The 16,588-nt window shown below is 69.0% G+C and carries 14 protein-coding genes; 4 read left to right on the top strand and 10 right to left on the bottom strand.

The features are described 5' to 3' along the window. Positions 1 to 228: 228 nt before the first annotated feature. Positions 229 to 915, bottom strand: coding sequence for a response regulator transcription factor (locus ACFOES_RS12975; protein ID WP_377833718.1), 687 nt, complete (start codon positions 913 to 915; stop codon positions 229 to 231). A 158-nt stretch (positions 916 to 1,073) separates the two neighbouring features. Here ACFOES_RS12975 and ribA point away from each other — a divergent pair, with 158 nt between their 5' ends. Both ribA and ACFOES_RS12965 read left to right on the top strand, forming a co-directional pair. Beyond that, positions 1,074 to 2,165: a GTP cyclohydrolase II gene (ribA, locus tag ACFOES_RS12970; RefSeq protein WP_377833717.1), complete on the top strand. Its 1,092-nt coding sequence runs from the start codon at positions 1,074 to 1,076 to the stop codon at positions 2,163 to 2,165. Beyond that, positions 2,162 to 2,662, top strand: coding sequence for a L,D-transpeptidase family protein (locus tag ACFOES_RS12965; protein ID WP_377833716.1), 501 nt, complete (start codon positions 2,162 to 2,164; stop codon positions 2,660 to 2,662). Before ribA ends, ACFOES_RS12965 begins: the two co-directional genes overlap by 4 nt. A gap of 138 nt (positions 2,663 to 2,800) precedes the next feature. Here the strand turns inward: ACFOES_RS12965 and ACFOES_RS12960 are convergent, their stop codons facing one another. The 3 genes from ACFOES_RS12960 to ACFOES_RS12950 form a co-directional block, all read right to left on the bottom strand. Next, positions 2,801 to 3,646: a 4-(cytidine 5'-diphospho)-2-C-methyl-D-erythritol kinase gene (locus ACFOES_RS12960; RefSeq protein WP_377833715.1), complete on the bottom strand. Its 846-nt coding sequence runs from the start codon at positions 3,644 to 3,646 to the stop codon at positions 2,801 to 2,803. After that, the gene (locus ACFOES_RS12955) at positions 3,636 to 5,402 is read right to left on the bottom strand and encodes a tetratricopeptide repeat protein (RefSeq protein WP_377833714.1); all 1,767 of its coding nucleotides are present in this window, start codon (positions 5,400 to 5,402) and stop codon (positions 3,636 to 3,638) included. The genes ACFOES_RS12960 and ACFOES_RS12955 overlap by 11 nt, the downstream gene beginning before the upstream one ends. A 99-nt stretch (positions 5,403 to 5,501) precedes the next feature. Continuing rightward, positions 5,502 to 7,151, bottom strand: coding sequence for an electron transfer flavoprotein-ubiquinone oxidoreductase (locus ACFOES_RS12950; protein ID WP_377833713.1), 1,650 nt, complete (start codon positions 7,149 to 7,151; stop codon positions 5,502 to 5,504). A 303-nt stretch (positions 7,152 to 7,454) separates the two neighbouring features. Here ACFOES_RS12950 and greA point away from each other — a divergent pair, with 303 nt between their 5' ends. Both greA and ACFOES_RS12940 read left to right on the top strand, forming a co-directional pair. Next, positions 7,455 to 7,925, top strand: coding sequence for a transcription elongation factor GreA (greA, locus tag ACFOES_RS12945; protein WP_377833712.1), 471 nt, complete (start codon positions 7,455 to 7,457; stop codon positions 7,923 to 7,925). Positions 7,926 to 7,944: 19 nt separating this feature from the next. Then, the gene (locus ACFOES_RS12940; protein WP_377833711.1) at positions 7,945 to 8,973 is read left to right on the top strand and encodes a hypothetical protein; all 1,029 of its coding nucleotides are present in this window, start codon (positions 7,945 to 7,947) and stop codon (positions 8,971 to 8,973) included. Between the two features lie 72 nt (positions 8,974 to 9,045). Here ACFOES_RS12940 and ACFOES_RS12935 read toward each other — a convergent pair whose 3' ends face one another. From ACFOES_RS12935 to ACFOES_RS12910, 6 genes are all read right to left on the bottom strand, one after another. Next, positions 9,046 to 10,560, bottom strand: coding sequence for a malonate--CoA ligase (locus tag ACFOES_RS12935; protein ID WP_377833710.1), 1,515 nt, complete (start codon positions 10,558 to 10,560; stop codon positions 9,046 to 9,048). 77 nt (positions 10,561 to 10,637) lie between these two features. Then, positions 10,638 to 10,859, bottom strand: coding sequence for a formate dehydrogenase subunit delta (locus ACFOES_RS12930; protein ID WP_377833709.1), 222 nt, complete (start codon positions 10,857 to 10,859; stop codon positions 10,638 to 10,640). Further along, positions 10,849 to 11,682: a formate dehydrogenase accessory sulfurtransferase FdhD gene (fdhD, locus tag ACFOES_RS12925; protein WP_377833745.1), complete on the bottom strand. Its 834-nt coding sequence runs from the start codon at positions 11,680 to 11,682 to the stop codon at positions 10,849 to 10,851. The genes ACFOES_RS12930 and fdhD overlap by 11 nt, the downstream gene beginning before the upstream one ends. A 2-nt stretch (positions 11,683 to 11,684) precedes the next feature. Beyond that, positions 11,685 to 14,570: a formate dehydrogenase subunit alpha gene (fdhF, locus tag ACFOES_RS12920; protein ID WP_377833708.1), complete on the bottom strand. Its 2,886-nt coding sequence runs from the start codon at positions 14,568 to 14,570 to the stop codon at positions 11,685 to 11,687. Further along, positions 14,567 to 16,099: a formate dehydrogenase beta subunit gene (locus ACFOES_RS12915; RefSeq protein WP_377833707.1), complete on the bottom strand. Its 1,533-nt coding sequence runs from the start codon at positions 16,097 to 16,099 to the stop codon at positions 14,567 to 14,569. The genes fdhF and ACFOES_RS12915 overlap by 4 nt, the downstream gene beginning before the upstream one ends. Beyond that, positions 16,096 to 16,569: a formate dehydrogenase subunit gamma gene (locus tag ACFOES_RS12910; protein WP_377833706.1), complete on the bottom strand. Its 474-nt coding sequence runs from the start codon at positions 16,567 to 16,569 to the stop codon at positions 16,096 to 16,098. Before ACFOES_RS12910 ends, ACFOES_RS12915 begins: the two co-directional genes overlap by 4 nt. Positions 16,570 to 16,588: the final 19 nt, after the last annotated feature.

Below are 16,588 nucleotides of genomic sequence, written 5' to 3'. Positions count from 1 at the left end.
GCACCGGGCGGAGATGCGCATAGCAGCAGCGCACACGCAGCCCTACAAATGTCCTTCGACGCCCCTTGAAAACAAGGGCCCGAACAAAGAAGGCCCGGGCAAGAGCCCGGGCCAGTCCAACAGGGAGGATGCCGCATCATCACCCCGGTGCGGCCAGGGGAACCAAGTCGGGAGAAACAATCCCTATACTTTAAGATAGTGCCTACCAATTCGGGCAACAATAGGGCACTAGGCAACCAGGCGATATCCGCCCGACTCTGTGACCAAAAGGCGCGCATTGGACGGATCGGGCTCGATCTTCTGCCGCAGCCGGTAGATGTGGGTCTCCAGCGTGTGGGTCGTCACCCCGGCATTGTAGCCCCAGACCTCGTGCAGCAGCACGTCGCGCGGCACCACGCCCTCGGTGGCGCGGTAGAGGAACTTGAGGATGTTGGTTTCCTTCTCGGTCAGCCGGATCTTCTTGTCGCGATCGTCGATCAGCATCTTCTGCGCCGGTCGGAAGGTATACGGCCCGAGCTGGAACACCGCGTCCTCGGACTGCTCGTGCTGGCGCATCTGGGCGCGGATGCGGGCCAGCAGAACCGGGAACTTGAACGGCTTGGACACGTAGTCGTTGGCGCCGGCATCGAGGCCGAGGATGGTATCGGCATCGGTATCATGGCCGGTCAGCATCAGCACCGGGCACTTGACGCCCTGCTTGCGCATCCGCCGGCACAGCTCGCGCCCGTCGGTATCGGGCAGGCCGACATCGAGGATGACGAGATCGTAATGCCCGGCCTTGAGCTGGTCCATCGCGCCATGGCCGTTGGCGGCTTCGATCACGTCGAAGTCCTCGGTCATCACGAGCTGCTCGCTCAGCGCCTCGCGCAGATCGTCGTCATCGTCGACCAGCAGGATTTTCTTGAGGTTGCCCATAGTCTTGCCCTCCTTCGCTGCGCAACAGATGCGCCGCTGTTTTCCAGCTTACAAGATTTCGTGGCACGCGCTCACGCGGACGTGTCGCCTGGGCCGATAATGTTTCAATTTCCCGTCCGGCGCACTAGATAGGTTACAGAATTCCTGCGGATAGGCCGATGACCCTGCGCCCCTCTATCGTCGAACAGCTGGCCCGCGCCCGGGCCGATCTGCGCCTTGGCGTGCCGGTGGTGCTGACCTCGGAGGACCGTGCGGCGGTGGTCGTCGCGGCCGAAACGCTGGACGCGGCACGGCTGGCGCAGCTGCGGGTGATGGGCGGCGAGCTGGCGCTGGCGATCACCGCGCGCCGGGCCGAGACACTCAAGGCCCGGGCCTATGACGGCGACCTCGCCCGGATCGTGGTGCCGCCCGATGTCGGGCTGCACTGGCTGCAGGCGGTGGCCGACCCGGCAGACGACCTCGCCACGCCGATGAAGGGCCCGCTGCGGGCCCAGCGCGACGGCGCGGCCGACCTGCACCGCGCCGCGCTGACGCTGGCCAAGTCGGCCCAGCTGCTGCCCGCCGCCGTCGTCCTGCCGGTCGAGGACGGCCCGGCGCTGGCCAGCGAGAACGGCCTGACGCTGATCCCGCTCGCGCTGGCCGAGACCGAGCTGTTCCGCGCCTCGCCACTGCACCCGGTGGCCTCGGCCCGGCTGCCGATGCAGGCGGCCTCGGCCGGCCGGGTTCACATCTTCCGCCCCGAGGACGGCGGCGAGGAGCATTACGCCATCGAGATCGGCAAGCCCGACCGTTCGAAACCGGTGCTGGTCCGGCTTCATTCCGCCTGTTTCACCGGCGACGTGCTGGGCAGCCTGAAATGCGACTGCGGTCCGCAGCTGCGCGCGGCACTGGCCCAGATGGGTCAGGAGGGCGCCGGCATCCTGCTCTACCTCAACCAGGAAGGGCGCGGCATCGGGCTGGCCAACAAGATGCGGGCCTATTCGCTGCAGGACCAGGGCTTCGACACGGTCGAGGCCAACCACCGGCTGGGCTTCGAGGATGACGAGCGCGACTTCCGCCTCGGCGCCGGCATCCTGCGCGAGATGGGGGTGTCGCGGATCCGGCTGATGACCAACAACCCCAGGAAGGTGCGGATGATGGAAGCCAACGGCGTCGCGGTGACCGAGCGGGTGCCGCTCAAGGTCGGGCTGACGCCCGAAAACGCCGCCTACCTGGCCACCAAGGCCGCGAAATCGGGGCACCTGCTATGAGGGACGCCATCGAGGTCAGCCGCTGGGGCGCCCGCTTCCGCGGCCACCGCCTGCCCTGCGCCATCGGCCGCGGCGGCATCACCCGGACCAAGCGCGAGGGCGACGGAGCCACCCCGGTCGGCAGCCACCGGATCGTCGGGATGCTCTACCGCCCCGATCGCCTCCCCGCCGCCGCCCTGCCCGGCTGGGCGCAACCGATCGGCCCGCGCGACCTGTGGTCGGACGACGTTTCCGACCCGGCCTATAACAGCCGTGTCCAAGCCCCGCATGGCTTCAGCCACGAGTTGCTGCGCCGGCCCGACCCTCTCTACGACCTGATCCTGCTGACCGACTGGAACTTCCCCGACACCGTGCCGGGCAAGGGCTCGGCCATCTTCGTCCACCGCTGGCGCAAGCCGCGCCACCCGACCGCCGGCTGCGTCGCCTTCGCACCCGATGACCTGCTGTGGATCGCCCGCAACCTGACGCCGGACACCCGGCTGATCGTCCGCGGCTGAGCCAGCCTTGCTGCCGCGCAGGCCGGGGCGCTGCCCCGGACCCCGGGATATTTGAGTGAAGATGAAAGGGGAGGACGACCGGCGCTTCTTCTGCGCGCAAATATCGACGCCGGAGGCATCCGATGGCGGCCAGGGGCGCTAAGGCCGGGAGTAGGGCGCGGCGGCTTCCACCCACCAGTCGGGATGGGCGGCGGACAGGGCCTGCGCCCCGGCCCGCGCGGCGGCGGGGCCGGCGAAGAGGCCGAAGCAGGTGGCGCCGGAGCCCGACATGCGGGCCAGCAGGCAGCCGGGCAGCTCGCTCAGCGCGGCAAGCGTGGCGCGGATTTCGGGGCAGAGCGCGATGGCCGGGGCCTCGAGGTCATTGCGCCTGCCACGCAGCCAGAGCGCGAGCTCCTCGGCGGTCGCGCAGTCGGGCAGGCGATCCGGCATCGGCGCGTTGTCGGGACTGGCAAGGGCGCGGAAGACGGCGGGGGTCGAGACGGCGACGCCGGGATTGGCCAGGACGAGGCGGAAATCGGGCAGCGCGGGAACCGGCGCGAGGATCTCGCCCAGCCCGGACATCCGCATCGGCCGGCTGGCGGCGCAGACCGGCACGTCGGCGCCCAGCGTCATCAACGCGGCCGTGTCCGGCAGCGCCACCTCCCACAGCCGGGCCAGCCCCCGCAGCGTCGCCGCCGCATCGGCCGAACCGCCGCCGATGCCCGAGGCCGTGGGCAGGCGCTTCTCCAGCGTGATCGCCGCGCCGCGCCCCGGCGCCAGCGCCCGGGCGGCGCGCAGGACGAGGTTGTCCTCGCCCGCCGGCACGCCGGCGGCGCGCGGGCCGGCGACGGTCAGGCTCAGAGCATCGGCCGGGGCCACCGTCACCCGGTCGCCGGCATCGGCAAAGACGACGAGGCTGTCGAGCAGGTGATAGCCGTCGGGCCGGCGGCCGGTGACATGCAGTGTCAGGTTGACCTTGGCCGGCGCGAACTCCTCAACCGCCATTGCTGGCGGCGGGCAGCGCGGTCGCGCCCTCTTGCTTGCGCACCGCGTCCAGCCCCTCGGCCAGCTTGCGCTTGATCCGCTCCGCATCCTTGGGCTCGGGCCCGTAGGACAGCGCCCGGCGCCACTGGAACCGCGCCTCGAGCTTGCGGCCGACCGCCCAGTAGACATCGCCCAGGTGGTCGGTGACGATCGGGTCGACCGGCATCAGCTGCGACGCCTTCTCCATATGCGGCAGCGCCTCCTTGTAGCGGCCCAGCTTGTAGAGCGCCCAGGCTAGGCTGTCGACGATGTAGCCGTCGCGCGGCCGCTTGGCGACGGCCTTCCGGATCATGCTCAGCGCCTCGTCCAGCTTCTCGCCCCGTTCGACCAGCGCATAGCCGAGATAGTTGAGCACCTGCGGCTGGTCGGGATTGAGCTTGAGCGCCGCGCGGAAATCGGATTCGGCCTGTTTCCAGTTGCCGATCCGCTCGTTCGAGATGCCGCGCATGTAGAAGATGCCCCAGTCCTGCGGCTGCGGCGTGCCGATCAGCGCCAGCGCCGCGTCATAGGCGGCGGCGGCCTTCTCGAACTCCTGCTGGCGACGCAGCAGGTCGCCCAGCGCAACCTGCACCTCGAGCACCTTGGGATAGGCCTTGGACAGCTGCTTGAGCACCTCGACCGCCGCGTCCTGCTGGCCGTCGGCATAGAGCGCATCGGCCCGCGCCATTTCGGCGACATAGGCGTTCGGGTTGTCCTTGGGAACACTGTCATAGGCGGCGATGGCCAACTTGTGCCGGCCCTGCGCCTCGAGCAGCTTGCCCGCCAGCAGCGTCGCCGCAGCCATGTCGGGGCGCAGGTACTCGGCCAGCCGGGCATAGATCAGCGTGTAGCCGGCCTCGGCCTGGCCGTCGAGCGCGCTGGCCACGGTGTAATAGACCTCGGCCAGACCGTCGCGCGGAGTCCGCACGATGTCGAAAGGCAGGGTTTCGCCGGCCTTGAGCTTGTCGCGCAGCGCGTCGATGCCCGGATCGCTACCCGGCTTGAAGGCGGCGTTCAGGAGCTTCAGCGCATCGTCGTTGCGCTCAAGCTGGCTGAGCACCTCGGCATGGGCGATGATGCTGCGCCGTGTCGGCTGAAGCCGGGCGGTATCGGTCCCGGTGAGGATCTTGTCGGCGCCCTCGAAATCGCCGACCGAGGCCAGCGCCAGCGCCTTGTGGTAGAGCCCGAAGCCCTGCAGCCCGGCCGTCGTCGAGATCTCGTCGAACTGCGCCGTTGCCTCGGACATCCGGCCGGCGCCGAGATCGGCCCAGGCCGTGATCAGCCCGTCGACCAGCTTGCCGATGCCGTGGCCCGCCTTCAGGTCGGCCAGCGCCTTGTCGTATTCCCCCTTGGCCAGTTCGTCGGTCAGCACCACCAGCATGGCCGCGGTGCTCTTGATCCCCTTGGCACGCAGCTGCTGCGCCACCGGAAGGGCGGCGGCGACCTTGCCCAGCGCGATATCGGCCTGGAGCGCGGTTTCCATCATCTGCGGCGTCGCCACGCCGCGGGTCAGCAGCTCGCCCGAATAGCGGGCCGCGGCGGCATAGTCGTTGTGCCGGCTGGCCTGGCGCGCGGCCAGGTAGGGGCCCGCGATTCCCTGCGTCAGGGCCTCCTTGATGACGACGGGAGCGGCCTGGGTGGCATCGGTCTGGGCGGCGGCAGGCAGCATGCCGGCCAGCGACAGGGACAGGCCGGCGGTCAGCGCGGGGACGAGTCCGAGGCGGCGGGTCAGGATCACGGGAGGGCCTTTCGCGGATTGGGTTCCGACAAAGCTAGTCGTCCCCGCCGCCGGTGGCAATGCGGCGGCGGCGCCCAGCCGCCGCCGATCACGCAATTCTCACATGTTCGGATAGTTCGGCCCGTCGCCGCCCTGGGGCGTGGTCCAGTTGATGTTCTGGCTCGGGTCCTTGATGTCGCAGGTCTTGCAGTGGACGCAGTTCTGGAAGTTGATCCGGAAGGTCGGCCCGCCCTCGCCGTCGAGCACCTCGTAGACCCCGGCCGGGCAGTAGCGCTGCGCCGGCTCGTCGAATTTCGGCAGGTTGACCGAAATCGGCACGCTCGGGTCCTTGAGCTGCAGGTGGCAGGGCTGGCTTTCCTCGTGATTGGTGAAGCTGAACGAGACGTTGGTCAGCCGGTCGAAGCTCAGCACCCCGTCGGGCTTGGGATAGTCGATCTTCGGGTAATCCTTGGCTTCGCCGGTCGAGGCGGCATCGGTCTTGCCGTGGCGCAGGGTGCCGAACAGCGAGGCGCCGAACAGGCTGTTGGTCCACATGTCCAGCCCGCCGAAGGCGAGGCTGGCGGTCAGGCCCCATTTCGACCACATCGGCTTGACGTTGCGGACCTTCTTCAGGTCCTTGGCGATCGGGCCCGTGCGCAGCTCGTCCTCGTAGCCCGTCAGCTCGTCGCCCGAGCGGCCGGCCTGGAGCGCCTCGTAGGCCGCCTCGGCCGCCGCCTTGCCCGACAGCATCGCGTTGTGGTTGCCCTTGATCCGCGGCACGTTGACCAGGCCGGCCGAGCAGCCCAGCAGCGCCACGCCCGGCGCCACGACCTTGGGGATCGACTGCCAGCCGCCCTCGGAAATCGCCCGCGCGCCGTAGGCGACGCGCTTGCCGCCCTTGAGCAGCTCGGCCACCATCGGGTGGTGCTTGAAGCGCTGGAACTCCATGTAGGGATAGAGGTGCGGGTTGGCGTAGTTCAGGTGCACCACGAAGCCGATATACACCTGGTTGTTCTCGATGTGATAGATGAACGAGCCGCCACCGGCGTTCTTGTTCAGCGGCCAGCCCATGGTGTGGGTAACCGTGCCCTCGCGGTGCTTCTCCGGGTCGATCTCCCAGATTTCCTTCATGCCGAGGCCGAATTTCTGCGGGCAGTGGCCTTTCGACAGGTCGAACTTCTCGATCACCTGCTTGGACAGCGAGCCGCGCACGCCTTCGGACAGGAAGACGTATTTGCCGTGCAGCTCCATCCCCGGCTCGTAGGCCTCGCCCGGGGTGCCGTCGGGGTTCTTGCCGAACTCGCCGGCGACGACGCCCTTGACCGAGCCGTCCTCGGCCCAGACCAGTTCCGAGCAGGACATGCCGGGGAAGATCTCGACGCCCATGCCCTCGGCCTGCTCGGCCATCCAGCGGCAGACATTGGCCATCGAGACGATGTAGTTGCCGTGGTTCGACATCAGCGGCGGCATCGGCCAGTTCGGCACCCGGATCTGTCCGGCCTCGCCCAGCATGTAGAAATTGTCCTCGCGCACCGGCACGGTGATCGGTGCGCCTTTCTCCTTCCAGTCGGGCATCAGCGCGTCGAGGCCGCAGGGATCGAGCACCGCGCCCGACAGGATATGGGCGCCGACCTCGGAGCCCTTCTCGAGCACGACGACGTTGAGATCGGCGTCGAGCTGCTTGAGCCGGATCGCCGCCGACAGCCCGGCGGGGCCGGCCCCGACGATCACGACATCGTATTCCATCGCCTCGCGGACAGTCTCGGTCATCCCTCTCCCCTTCCCGGCGCGGTCCCGGCGCCCTGCATAGCCTGTGTTTTCCCGGCACAGCGTTATCGCGTCTGGCAAGCGCCGGTCAATCGTGACGCGGCATCAAACAGGCCGGACACGGCTGCGCTGCAGCATAATTTTCGCATGTTAGCGCTGCAGGGCGGCAAAACCCGGTCGCGCGCGCCGGCGCGCTGCGCCAAAGGACTTGCATTCCGGCCGGCGCTGGGGTGAGGTGAGCGGCAGGAACACCTGACGACGCCACGGTCTTTGGGCCGCAGTGGCGTCTTTTTTGCGAAGTGACCGATGGAAAAGATCCCGATGACCCGCGCGGGCTACACCGCGCTCGATGGCGAATTGAAAACCCTCAAGTCCGAGGAGCGGCCGGCGATCATCCGCGCCATCGCCGAGGCGCGCGAACATGGCGACCTGTCGGAGAACGCCGAATACCATGCCGCGCGCGAGAAGCAGAGCTTCATCGAGGGCCGGATCAAGGAGCTGGAATCGATCCTCGGCCGCGCCGACGTGATCGACCCGGCCAAGATGTCGGGGGCGATCAAGTTCGGCGCCACGGTGACGCTGGTCGACGAGGATACCGACGAGGAAAAGACCTACCAGATCGTCGGCGAGGCCGAGGCCGATCTCGAACGCGGGCTGCTGAACATGAAATCGCCGCTGGCCCGCGCCCTGATCGGCAAGGAGGAAGGCGACAGCGTCGAGGTCCGGACCCCGGGCGGCGAACGCAGTTACGAAATTCTGAGCGTCCGCTATATCTGATCCGGGCGAGGGTCCCCCGATGCCTGAGGCCAAACAGGACCGCGCGACGAGATTCGGCAGCTTCGGCGGCCGGGACGACCCGCCGCGCTTCGGCTCGACCGAGGTGTTCGCCGCGGCGCTGACCGTGATCTGGGTGATCGCGATCGGCACCTTCTTCGTGATGACCGGCGGCGCCGTCTCGAACAGCGGCGCGCTGACCGCGGTGATGACGCTGCTGGCGGTTTTCCTGCCGGTGGCGATGATCTGGGTCGCGGTGCTGAGCGCCCGCAGCCTGCGCGAGATGCGCGAAGAGGCGGCGCGGCTGCAGGCCACGGTCGAGGCGATGCGCAGCGCCTATATCCAGCAAAGCCAGGCCGCCGCCAGCGGGGTGAAGCCCGAGGTCGAGCGCAAGATCGACGAGCTGGCCGCCGCCCAGCGCCAGACCGAGACCGCGCTGGCGACCTTCAGCTCGCGCCGCGACGCGACCCAGACGGTGCCCTCGGCCGACCGCCGGGCGGCCCTGGCGGTGCCGGAAGAGAGCGCGGGCGACGAACAGCCGACTCTGGCGCTCGGCACCCCGGCCGAGGCGCTGCGGCCGCCGCTCGCGGCGGCGGATTTCATCACCGCGCTGAACTTCCCCGAATCGCCGGATGACAAGGAGGGCTTCCGCGCCCTGCGCGCCGCGCTCGACGACCGCGACATCGCCCGGCTGATCCGTGCCGCCCAGGACGTTCTGACCCTGCTCAGCCAGGACGGCATCTACATGGACGACCTCAAGCCCGACCGGGCGCGGCCCGAGATCTGGCGCCGCTTCGCCCAGGGCGAGCGCGGGCGGGCGATCGCCGGGCTGGGCGGCGTGCGCGACCGCTCGAGCCTGGCGCTGACCGCCGGGCGGATGCGCACCGACCCGGTGTTCCGCGACGCCGCGCATCACTTCCTGCGCCAGTTCGACAAGACCTTCGCCAGTTTCGAGGCCACTGCCAGCGACCAGGAGATCGCCGCGCTGGCCGAGACCCGCACCGCCCGCGCCTTCATGCTGTTCGGCCGGGTGACGGGGACCTTCGACTGACGGGACGCTCATCCGCCCCGTCGGGATGCCTTCGCCCGCGAGGAGCACCCGACGGGCGGCGATGAGCCGCCCCTACCCCTTGAACCGGTCGGCGAACATCTCGCGCAGGATGTTCTTCTGCACCTTGCCCATGGTGTTGCGCGGCAGCGCCTCGACCACAGCCAGCCCCTTGGGCTGCTTGAACTTGGCCAGCTTGCCGCCCAGCGCCGCCTGGATCGCGCCCTCGTCCGGCGTCTCGCCCTTCGCGGCCACCAGCACGCCAAAGACCGCCTCGCCGAAATCCGGATGCGGCACGCCGATGACGGCCGATTCCAGCACGCCGGGCTGCTCGTCCAGCACCAGCTCGACCTCCTTGGGATAGACGTTGTAGCCGCCGGTGATGATCAGGTCCTTCTGCCGCCCGACGATCGAGACATAGCCGTCGGCATCCATCACCCCGATATCGCCGGTGATGAAGAACCCGTCCGCGCGCAGTTCCTCGGCCGTTTTCTCGGGCATCTGCCAGTAGCCCTGGAAGACGTTCTCGCCGCGCACCTCGATCATGCCGGGTTCGCCCTGCGGCAGGGGCGCGCCGGTCTCGGGATCGGTGATCTTCAGCTCGACCCCGGGCAGCGGGAAGCCGACGGTGCCGGCCCGGCGCTCGCCGTCATAGGGGTTCGAGGTGTTCATGTTGGTCTCGGTCATGCCGTAGCGTTCGAGGATGCGGTGGCCGGTCCGCTGCTCGAAGGCGACATGGGTCTCGGCCAAGAGCGGCGCCGAGCCGGAGGTGAACAGCCGCATCCCCTTGGCGACCTCGCGGGTGAAGCGCGGATCGTCCAGGAGACGGGTGTAGAAGGTGGGCACCCCCATCATCGCGGTCGCCTGCGGCATCAGCCGCAGCACCTCGTCGACGCTGAAGGCCGGCAGGAAGATCATCGCGCCGCCGGTCAGCAGCGAGACGTTGGAGGCGACGAAGAGGCCGTGGGTATGGAAGATCGGCAGCGCGTGCAGCAGCACGTCTTCTTCGGTGAAGCGCCAGTAGTCGGCCAGCACCTGCGCGTTGGAGAGCAGGTTGCGGTGGCTCAGCATCGCCCCCTTCGAGCGCCCGGTGGTGCCCGAAGTGTAGAGGAAGGCGGCCAGGTCCTCCGGCCCGCGGGGGGCCGGGTCGATGGTTTCGGGCTGGCCTTCGGCCGCGTCGGTAAAGGTGCCTGACCCGTCGCCGCTCAGGGTCATCAGGGCCGCGCCATGCCGCGCGGCGACGGGCGCCAGCGCCGCGGCCTTGGTGCCGTCGCAGAGGAAGACCTTCGGCGTCGCGTTGCCGAGGAAATAGTCGATCTCGTCAGCCGTGTAGCCAACGTTCAGCGGCAGGAAGATCGCCCCGGCCGCCACCGCCGCGGCATAGACCGCCAGCCCCTCGGGCGACTTGGCGATCTGCACCGCGACGCGGTCGCCCGGTTCCACCCCCGCGCCGCGCAGCGCATGGGCGAAACGCGCCACCATGCGCAGGAAGGCGTCGCCCGAGATCTCGCGCCCGTCGGGCAGGATCAAGAAGGCTTTGTCGCGCCCGGCAAGCGGGGCGAAGAGGGCGTCGTAGAGCGTGTTGGCCATGGCCGGGGGTCCTCCTCAGGATCTCCGGCCCGTTCTGGCACGCGTGCGACGGGCGCTCAAGGCTCCGGTGCAGGGGCTCAGGCGTGCTGCGGCCGCCGCACCTTGGGCGCGGCCTCCAGCACCAGCGGCTTGAAGCCCTCGGCGCCGCTGTCGATCAGCTCGAAGAACTGGGCCCGCATCCGCGGCTCCCAGAAATCGCTGATATGGGCGGCGACGCCAGCGACGCCCTCGTCATGCGGTTTCGATTCGAAGAAGGTGGCGATCTGGTTCGCCATGTAGATCAGCTTGTCAGGCGACATCGAAGGCCCCTCTGGAAGACGGTGTCGGAAGGATGCGGTCGGGCCGGGTGAAGACCTCGAACCTGTCGCCGCGGGCGAGCGCGACGAGGGTGATGCCGGCGGCCTCGGCCACCCGCACGGCATGGGCGGTGGGGGCCGAGACGGCGATCAGCACCGGCGCCCCGAGCGCGGCGCATTTCTGCACCATGTCGATCGAGACCCGGCTGGTCAGCACCACGGCGCCTTTCGCCGCGGTCTCGCTGCGCAGCATGGCACCGGCCAGCTTGTCGAGCGCGTTGTGCCGGCCGACATCCTCGCGCGCCAGCACCACGCCCTTCTCGGGGGTGAAGAAGGCGGCGGCATGGGCGGCGCGGGTGACGTCATGCAGGCTCTGATGACCGGGCAAGGAGGCCATGGCGCGGGTGACTTCACCCGGCGTCAGGGCGAAATCGCTCTCGGCCACCGGGGTGACCTTGCGCAGCACCGCCTCGATGCTGTCGAGGCCGCAGAGGCCGCAGCCCACCGGCCCGGCCATGTGGCGCCGCCGGGCGGCCAGCCGCGCCTGCGCCTCATCCACGAGCCACATCTGCACGTCGATCCCGGCCTCCTGCTCGACCACCTCGACCGAGGTGATCTCGGAGGGCGCCGCGATGCCCTCGGTCAGCGCGAAGCCGATGCCGAAATCGCGCAGGTCGCCGGGCGTCGCCATCATCACCGCCTGGGTCGAGCCGTTGAAGGACAGCGCCACCGGCACCTCCTCGGGCAGCGCCCTCGCCCCGCCCTCGAAGCGCCCGGCCCGGAAGGCCTGGCGCGGAAGCGGGCGATGTGTGTCGCGGACGGCCATGGTCACTCGGCCGCCGGCAGGATGCGGCGCGCGGCCCTGGCCTGCGCCTCGTATTCCAGCTGCCAGTCGGTGGGTCCGTTCGAGGGCGTCACCTGCACCGCCGTCACCTTGTATTCCGGGCAGTTGGTCGCCCAGTCCGAGAAATCGGTGGTGATGACGTTGGCCTGGGTCTCGGGGTGGTGGAAGGTGGTGTAGACCACCCCCGGCGCCACCCGGTCGGTGACCCGCACCCGCAGCGTCGTCTCGCCCGCGCGGCTGGCCAGCCGGACCCAGTCGTGATCCTTGATGCCGCGATCCTCGGCATCGACCGGGTGCAGCTCCAGCAGGTCCTCGGGGTGCCAGGCCACGTTGCCGGTGCGCCGGGTCTGGGCGCCGACATTGTACTGGCTGAGGATCCGCCCGGTGGTCAGCAGAAGCGGGAAGCGCGGGCCGACCTTCTCGTCGGTGGCGACGTATTCGGTGCGGATGAACTTGCCCTTGCCGCGGACGAAGCCGTCGACATGCATGATCGGCGTGCCGTCCGGATAGGTGTCGTTGCAGGGCCATTGCAGCGAGCCCATCGCCTCGATCTTGTCATAGGTGACATTGGCGAAGCTGGGCGTCGTCGCCGCGATCTCGTCCATGACCTGGCTGGGATGGCTGTAATTCCAGTCGGCGCCCATCGCCCGGGCCAGCTCCTGCGTCACTTCCCAGTCGGCATAGCCGTTCTTGGGTGCCATCACCCGGCGCACCATGTTGATCCGCCGTTCGGCATTGGTGAAGGTGCCGTCCTTCTCGAGGAAGGTCGAGCCGGGCAGGAAGACATGGGCGTAGTTCGCCGTCTCGTTGAGGAACAGGTCGTGGACGATGACGCAGTCCATCGCCTTGAGCCCGGCGGCGACGTGATGGGTGTCGGGATCCGATTGCAGGATGTCCTCGCCCTGGATGTAGATGCCGCGGAAGCTGCCATCGACGGCGGCGTCGAGCATGTTGTTGATCCGCAGGCCCGGCTCATCCGAGATCTTGGTGTTCCAGAGGCTTTCGAAGATCTCGCGCACCTCGGGGTTCTTGACGTGGCGATAGCCCGGCAGCTCGTGCGGGAAGCTGCCCATGTCGCAGGAGCCCTGGACGTTGTTCTGGCCGCGCAGCGGGTTCACGCCGACGCCGGGCCGGCCGATATTGCCGGTCAGCATGGCGAGGTTGGCGATGCCGATGACGGCGGTCGAGCCCTGGCTGTGCTCGGTGACGCCGAGGCCATAGTAGATCGCCCCGTTGCCGCCGGTCGCGAACAGCCGCGCCGCCGCCCGCAGCTCGGCCGCCGGCACACCGGTCATCGCCTCGACCGCTTCCGGGCTGTGGGCCGGGTCCGAGACGAACTCGGCATAGTCCTGGAAGGCGTCCCACTCGCAGCGCCCGCGGATGAAGTCCTCGTCCGCCAGCCCCTCGGTGACGATGACATGGGCCAGAGCCGTCAGCACCGCCACGTTGGTCCCCGGCTTCAGCGCCAGGTGATGGGCGGCGCGGATATGCGGCGACTTCACCAGGTCGATCCGGCGCGGGTCGATGACGATCAGCCTGGCGCCCTGGCGCAGCCGCTTCTTCAGACGGCTGCCGAAGACCGGGTGGCCGTCGGTCGGGTTGGCGCCGATGACGATGACGACATCCGAATGCTCGACCGAGTCGAAATCCTGGGTCCCGGCCGAGGTGCCGAAGGTCTGGCCCAACCCATAGCCGGTGGGCGAGTGGCAGACCCGGGCGCAGGTGTCGGTGTTGTTGTTGCCGAAGACCTGGCGGGCCAGTTTCTGCACCAGGAAGGTTTCCTCGTTGGTGCAGCGCGACGAGGTGATGACGCCGATCGACTCGCGCCCGTACTCGGCCTGCAGCGCGCGCAGCTTCTGCGCGGCGAAGCCCAGCGCCTCCTGCCAGCTGACTTCGCGCCATGGGGCGTCGATGCTGTCGCGGATCATCGGGTTGAGGATTCGGTCCTGGTGGTTGGCGTAGCCATAGGCGAACCGACCCTTGACGCAGCTGTGGCCGCGGTTCGCCTTGCCGTCCTTGTAGGGCACCATGCGCACCAGTTCCTCGCCGCGCATCTCGGCCTTGAACGAACAGCCGACGCCGCAATAGGCGCAGGTGGTGACGACCGAGCGTTCCGGCGTGCCGATCTCGATCACCGATTTCTCCTGCAGCGTGGCGGTCGGGCAAGCCTGGACGCAGGCGCCGCAGCTCACGCATTCCGAGCCGAGGAAATCATCGCCCGCCATCCCGGCCGAGACCTTGCTGTCCCAGCCCCGGCCCTGGATCGTCAGGGCGAAGGTGCCCTGCACCTCCTCGCAGGCGCGGACGCAGCGCGAGCAGACGATGCATTTCGACGGATCGAAGGTGAAATAGGGGTTCGACTCGTCCTTCGGCGCCCATTGCGGGTTGGCCTCGCCGTTCTGGCGCGGCTCGAAATGGTTGTCGCCCGGTTCGTAGCGGACATCGCGCAGGCCGACGGCGCCGGCCATGTCCTGCAGCTCGCAATCGCCGTTGGCGGCGCAGGTCAGGCAGTCCAGCGGGTGGTCGGAGATGTAGAGCTCCATCACCCCGCGGCGCAGCTTGGCCAGCTTGCCGGTCTGGGTATGCACGACCATGCCCGGCGCGACCGGCGTGGTGCAGGAGGCCGGGGTGCCGTTGCGGCCCTCGATCTCGACGACGCAGAGCCGGCAGGAGCCGAAGGCCTCGATGCTGTCGGTGGCGCAGAGTTTCGGGATGCTGATCCCGGTCTCCTTCGCCGCCCGCATCACGCTGGTGCCCTCGGGCACCGTGACCGCGAAGCCGTCGATGGTCAGCGTCACCATTTCTGTCGACCGGCTCTCCGGGGTGCCGAAATCCTGATCCAGGCTGGTGGGAATGATGAAATCTCTCATTCGGCCGCCTCCTTCTGGCTGCCCGTGAAGTCGTCGGGGAAATGGGTCAGGGCGCTCATCACCGGGTAGGGCGTGAAACCGCCAAGGGCGCAGAGCGAGCCGAGCTTCATCGTCTCGCACAGGTCGGTGAGCAGCGGGATGGCGTCAGCGTCGCCGCGGGCGATGCGGTCGACGGTCTCGACCCCGCGCACCGCACCGATCCGGCAGGGGGTGCACTTGCCGCAGCTTTCGATGGCGCAGAACTCCATCGCGAAGCGGGCCATCTGCAGCATGTCGGCACTGTCGTCGAACACGGTCAACCCGGCATGGCCGATCAGGCCCTCCTTGCCGGCGAATTCCTCGTAGCCGAAGGGCGTGTCGAACAGCGCGCGCGGGAAATAGGCGCCCAGCGGGCCACCGACCTGCACCGCCTTGACCGGCCGGCCGCTGGCGGTGCCGCCGCCGATCTCGTCGACGATCTCGCCCAGCGTCAAACCGAAGGCACATTCGAAAAGGCCACCGTGACGCACGTTGCCGGCGATCTGCAGCGGGATCGTGCCGCGCGAGCGGCCCAGCCCGAAGTCGCGGTAGAAGGCCGCGCCCTTCTGCAGGATCACCGGCACCGAGGCCAGCGAGATGACGTTGTTGACCACCGTCGGCTTGCCCAGGAAGCCCTCGAGCGCCGGCAGCGGCGGTTTCGCCCGCACCACTCCGCGCTTGCCTTCCAGGCTGTTGAGCAGGCTGGTTTCCTCGCCGCAGACATAGGCGCCGGCGCCGACCCGCACCCAGATGTCATAGGCCTTGCCCGAGCCCAAAACGTCCGCCCCCAGCACGCCGTTCTCGCGCGCGATGCGGATCGCTTCCTCCATCACCGCGATGGCGTCGGGGTATTCCGAACGAATGTAGACATAGCCCTTGGTCGCCCCGACCGCGAGGCCGGCGATCGCCATGCCCTCGATCAGGGTGAAGGGGTCGCCTTCCATCAGCATGCGGTCGGCGAAGGTGGCGCTGTCGCCCTCGTCGGCGTTGCAGACGATGTATTTCTGATCCGCCTGCGCCCCGGCCACCGTGTTCCACTTGATCCCGGTCGGGAAGCCGGCGCCGCCGCGGCCGCGCAGCCCGCTCTCGGTGACCTCGGCCACGATCTCCTCGGCCGACATCGACAGCGCCCGGCGCAGGCCCTCCAGCCCGCCCTGGGCCTCGTAGTCCGACAGGCTGAGCGGGTCGATGACGCCGCAGCGGGCGAAGGTCAGCCGGGTCTGGCGCTTGAGCCAGTCGATCTCTTCGGTCTTGCCCAGCGCCAGCTTGTGGTCGCCGAACTCGGCCTCGAACAGCGCCGGCACGTCGCCGGGCGTCACCGGGCCGAAGGCGATGCGGCCCTCCCCGGTCTCGACCTCGACCAGCGGCTCGCGCCAGATCATGCCGCGGCTGCCGTTGCGCACGACGGAGACGTCAAGGCCGCGGGCGGCGGCCTCCTTCTCGACCGCGGCGGCGACGGCATCGGCGCCCAGCGCCTTGGCGGCGGCGTCGCGGGGGACGTAGATCTTCATCGGCCCACCTCCGACAGCAATTCGTCGACCCGCGCCTCGTCCAGCCGGCCGACCAGCTTGCCGTCGACCATCGCCGCCGGGCCGCAGGCACAGAGGCCGAGGCAGAACACCGGCTCGAGCGTCACCGAACCGTCCTGCGTCGTCTCGTGCCACGCGATGCCGAGCTTGCCGCGGGCATGGGCGGCGACGCGGTCGGCGCCCATCGCCTGGCAGGCCTCGGCCCGGCACAGCTTGAGCACGTGACGCCCGGCCGGGTCCTCGCGGAAATCGTGGTAGAAGCTCATCACGCCATGGACCTCGGCCCGGCTGAGGTTCAGCCCCGAGGCGATCACCGGCAGCGCGTCGCGCGGCACGTAACCGAAAGCCCCCTGCACATCGTGCAGGATCGGCAGCAGCGGCCCTTCCTGCGCGGCGTGATCGGCGATGATCTCTTGCACGCGCACAACGATTTCGTCGGTGGTCAGCGCCATCCGCTCCTCCTAGCTTCAC

It is taken from the genome of Acidimangrovimonas pyrenivorans, from assembly GCF_042643245.1.
In the GTDB taxonomy this organism is placed as follows: domain Bacteria; phylum Pseudomonadota; class Alphaproteobacteria; order Rhodobacterales; family Rhodobacteraceae; genus Acidimangrovimonas; species Acidimangrovimonas pyrenivorans.
The sequence above is the reverse complement of the archived record's forward strand: the minus strand, read 5'-3'. Positions and strand labels throughout refer to the sequence as shown.

Excerpts from the sequence above, each read along its gene's own strand:
- ACFOES_RS12975 (WP_377833718.1), bottom strand. The coding sequence starts at position 915 with ATGGGCAACCTCAAGAAAATCCTGCTGGTCGACGATGACGACGATCTG.
- ribA (WP_377833717.1), top strand. The coding sequence starts at position 1,074 with ATGACCCTGCGCCCCTCTATCGTCGAACAGCTGGCCCGCGCCCGGGCC.
- ACFOES_RS12965 (WP_377833716.1), top strand. The coding sequence starts at position 2,162 with ATGAGGGACGCCATCGAGGTCAGCCGCTGGGGCGCCCGCTTCCGCGGC.
- ACFOES_RS12960 (WP_377833715.1), bottom strand. The coding sequence starts at position 3,646 with ATGGCGGTTGAGGAGTTCGCGCCGGCCAAGGTCAACCTGACACTGCAT.
- ACFOES_RS12950 (WP_377833713.1), bottom strand. The coding sequence starts at position 7,151 with ATGACCGAGACTGTCCGCGAGGCGATGGAATACGATGTCGTGATCGTC.
- greA (WP_377833712.1), top strand. The coding sequence starts at position 7,455 with ATGGAAAAGATCCCGATGACCCGCGCGGGCTACACCGCGCTCGATGGC.
- ACFOES_RS12940 (WP_377833711.1), top strand. The coding sequence starts at position 7,945 with ATGCCTGAGGCCAAACAGGACCGCGCGACGAGATTCGGCAGCTTCGGC.
- ACFOES_RS12935 (WP_377833710.1), bottom strand. The coding sequence starts at position 10,560 with ATGGCCAACACGCTCTACGACGCCCTCTTCGCCCCGCTTGCCGGGCGC.
- ACFOES_RS12930 (WP_377833709.1), bottom strand. The coding sequence starts at position 10,859 with ATGTCGCCTGACAAGCTGATCTACATGGCGAACCAGATCGCCACCTTC.
- fdhD (WP_377833745.1), bottom strand. The coding sequence starts at position 11,682 with ATGGCCGTCCGCGACACACATCGCCCGCTTCCGCGCCAGGCCTTCCGG.
- fdhF (WP_377833708.1), bottom strand. The coding sequence starts at position 14,570 with ATGAGAGATTTCATCATTCCCACCAGCCTGGATCAGGATTTCGGCACC.
- ACFOES_RS12915 (WP_377833707.1), bottom strand. The coding sequence starts at position 16,099 with ATGAAGATCTACGTCCCCCGCGACGCCGCCGCCAAGGCGCTGGGCGCC.
- ACFOES_RS12910 (WP_377833706.1), bottom strand. The coding sequence starts at position 16,569 with ATGGCGCTGACCACCGACGAAATCGTTGTGCGCGTGCAAGAGATCATC.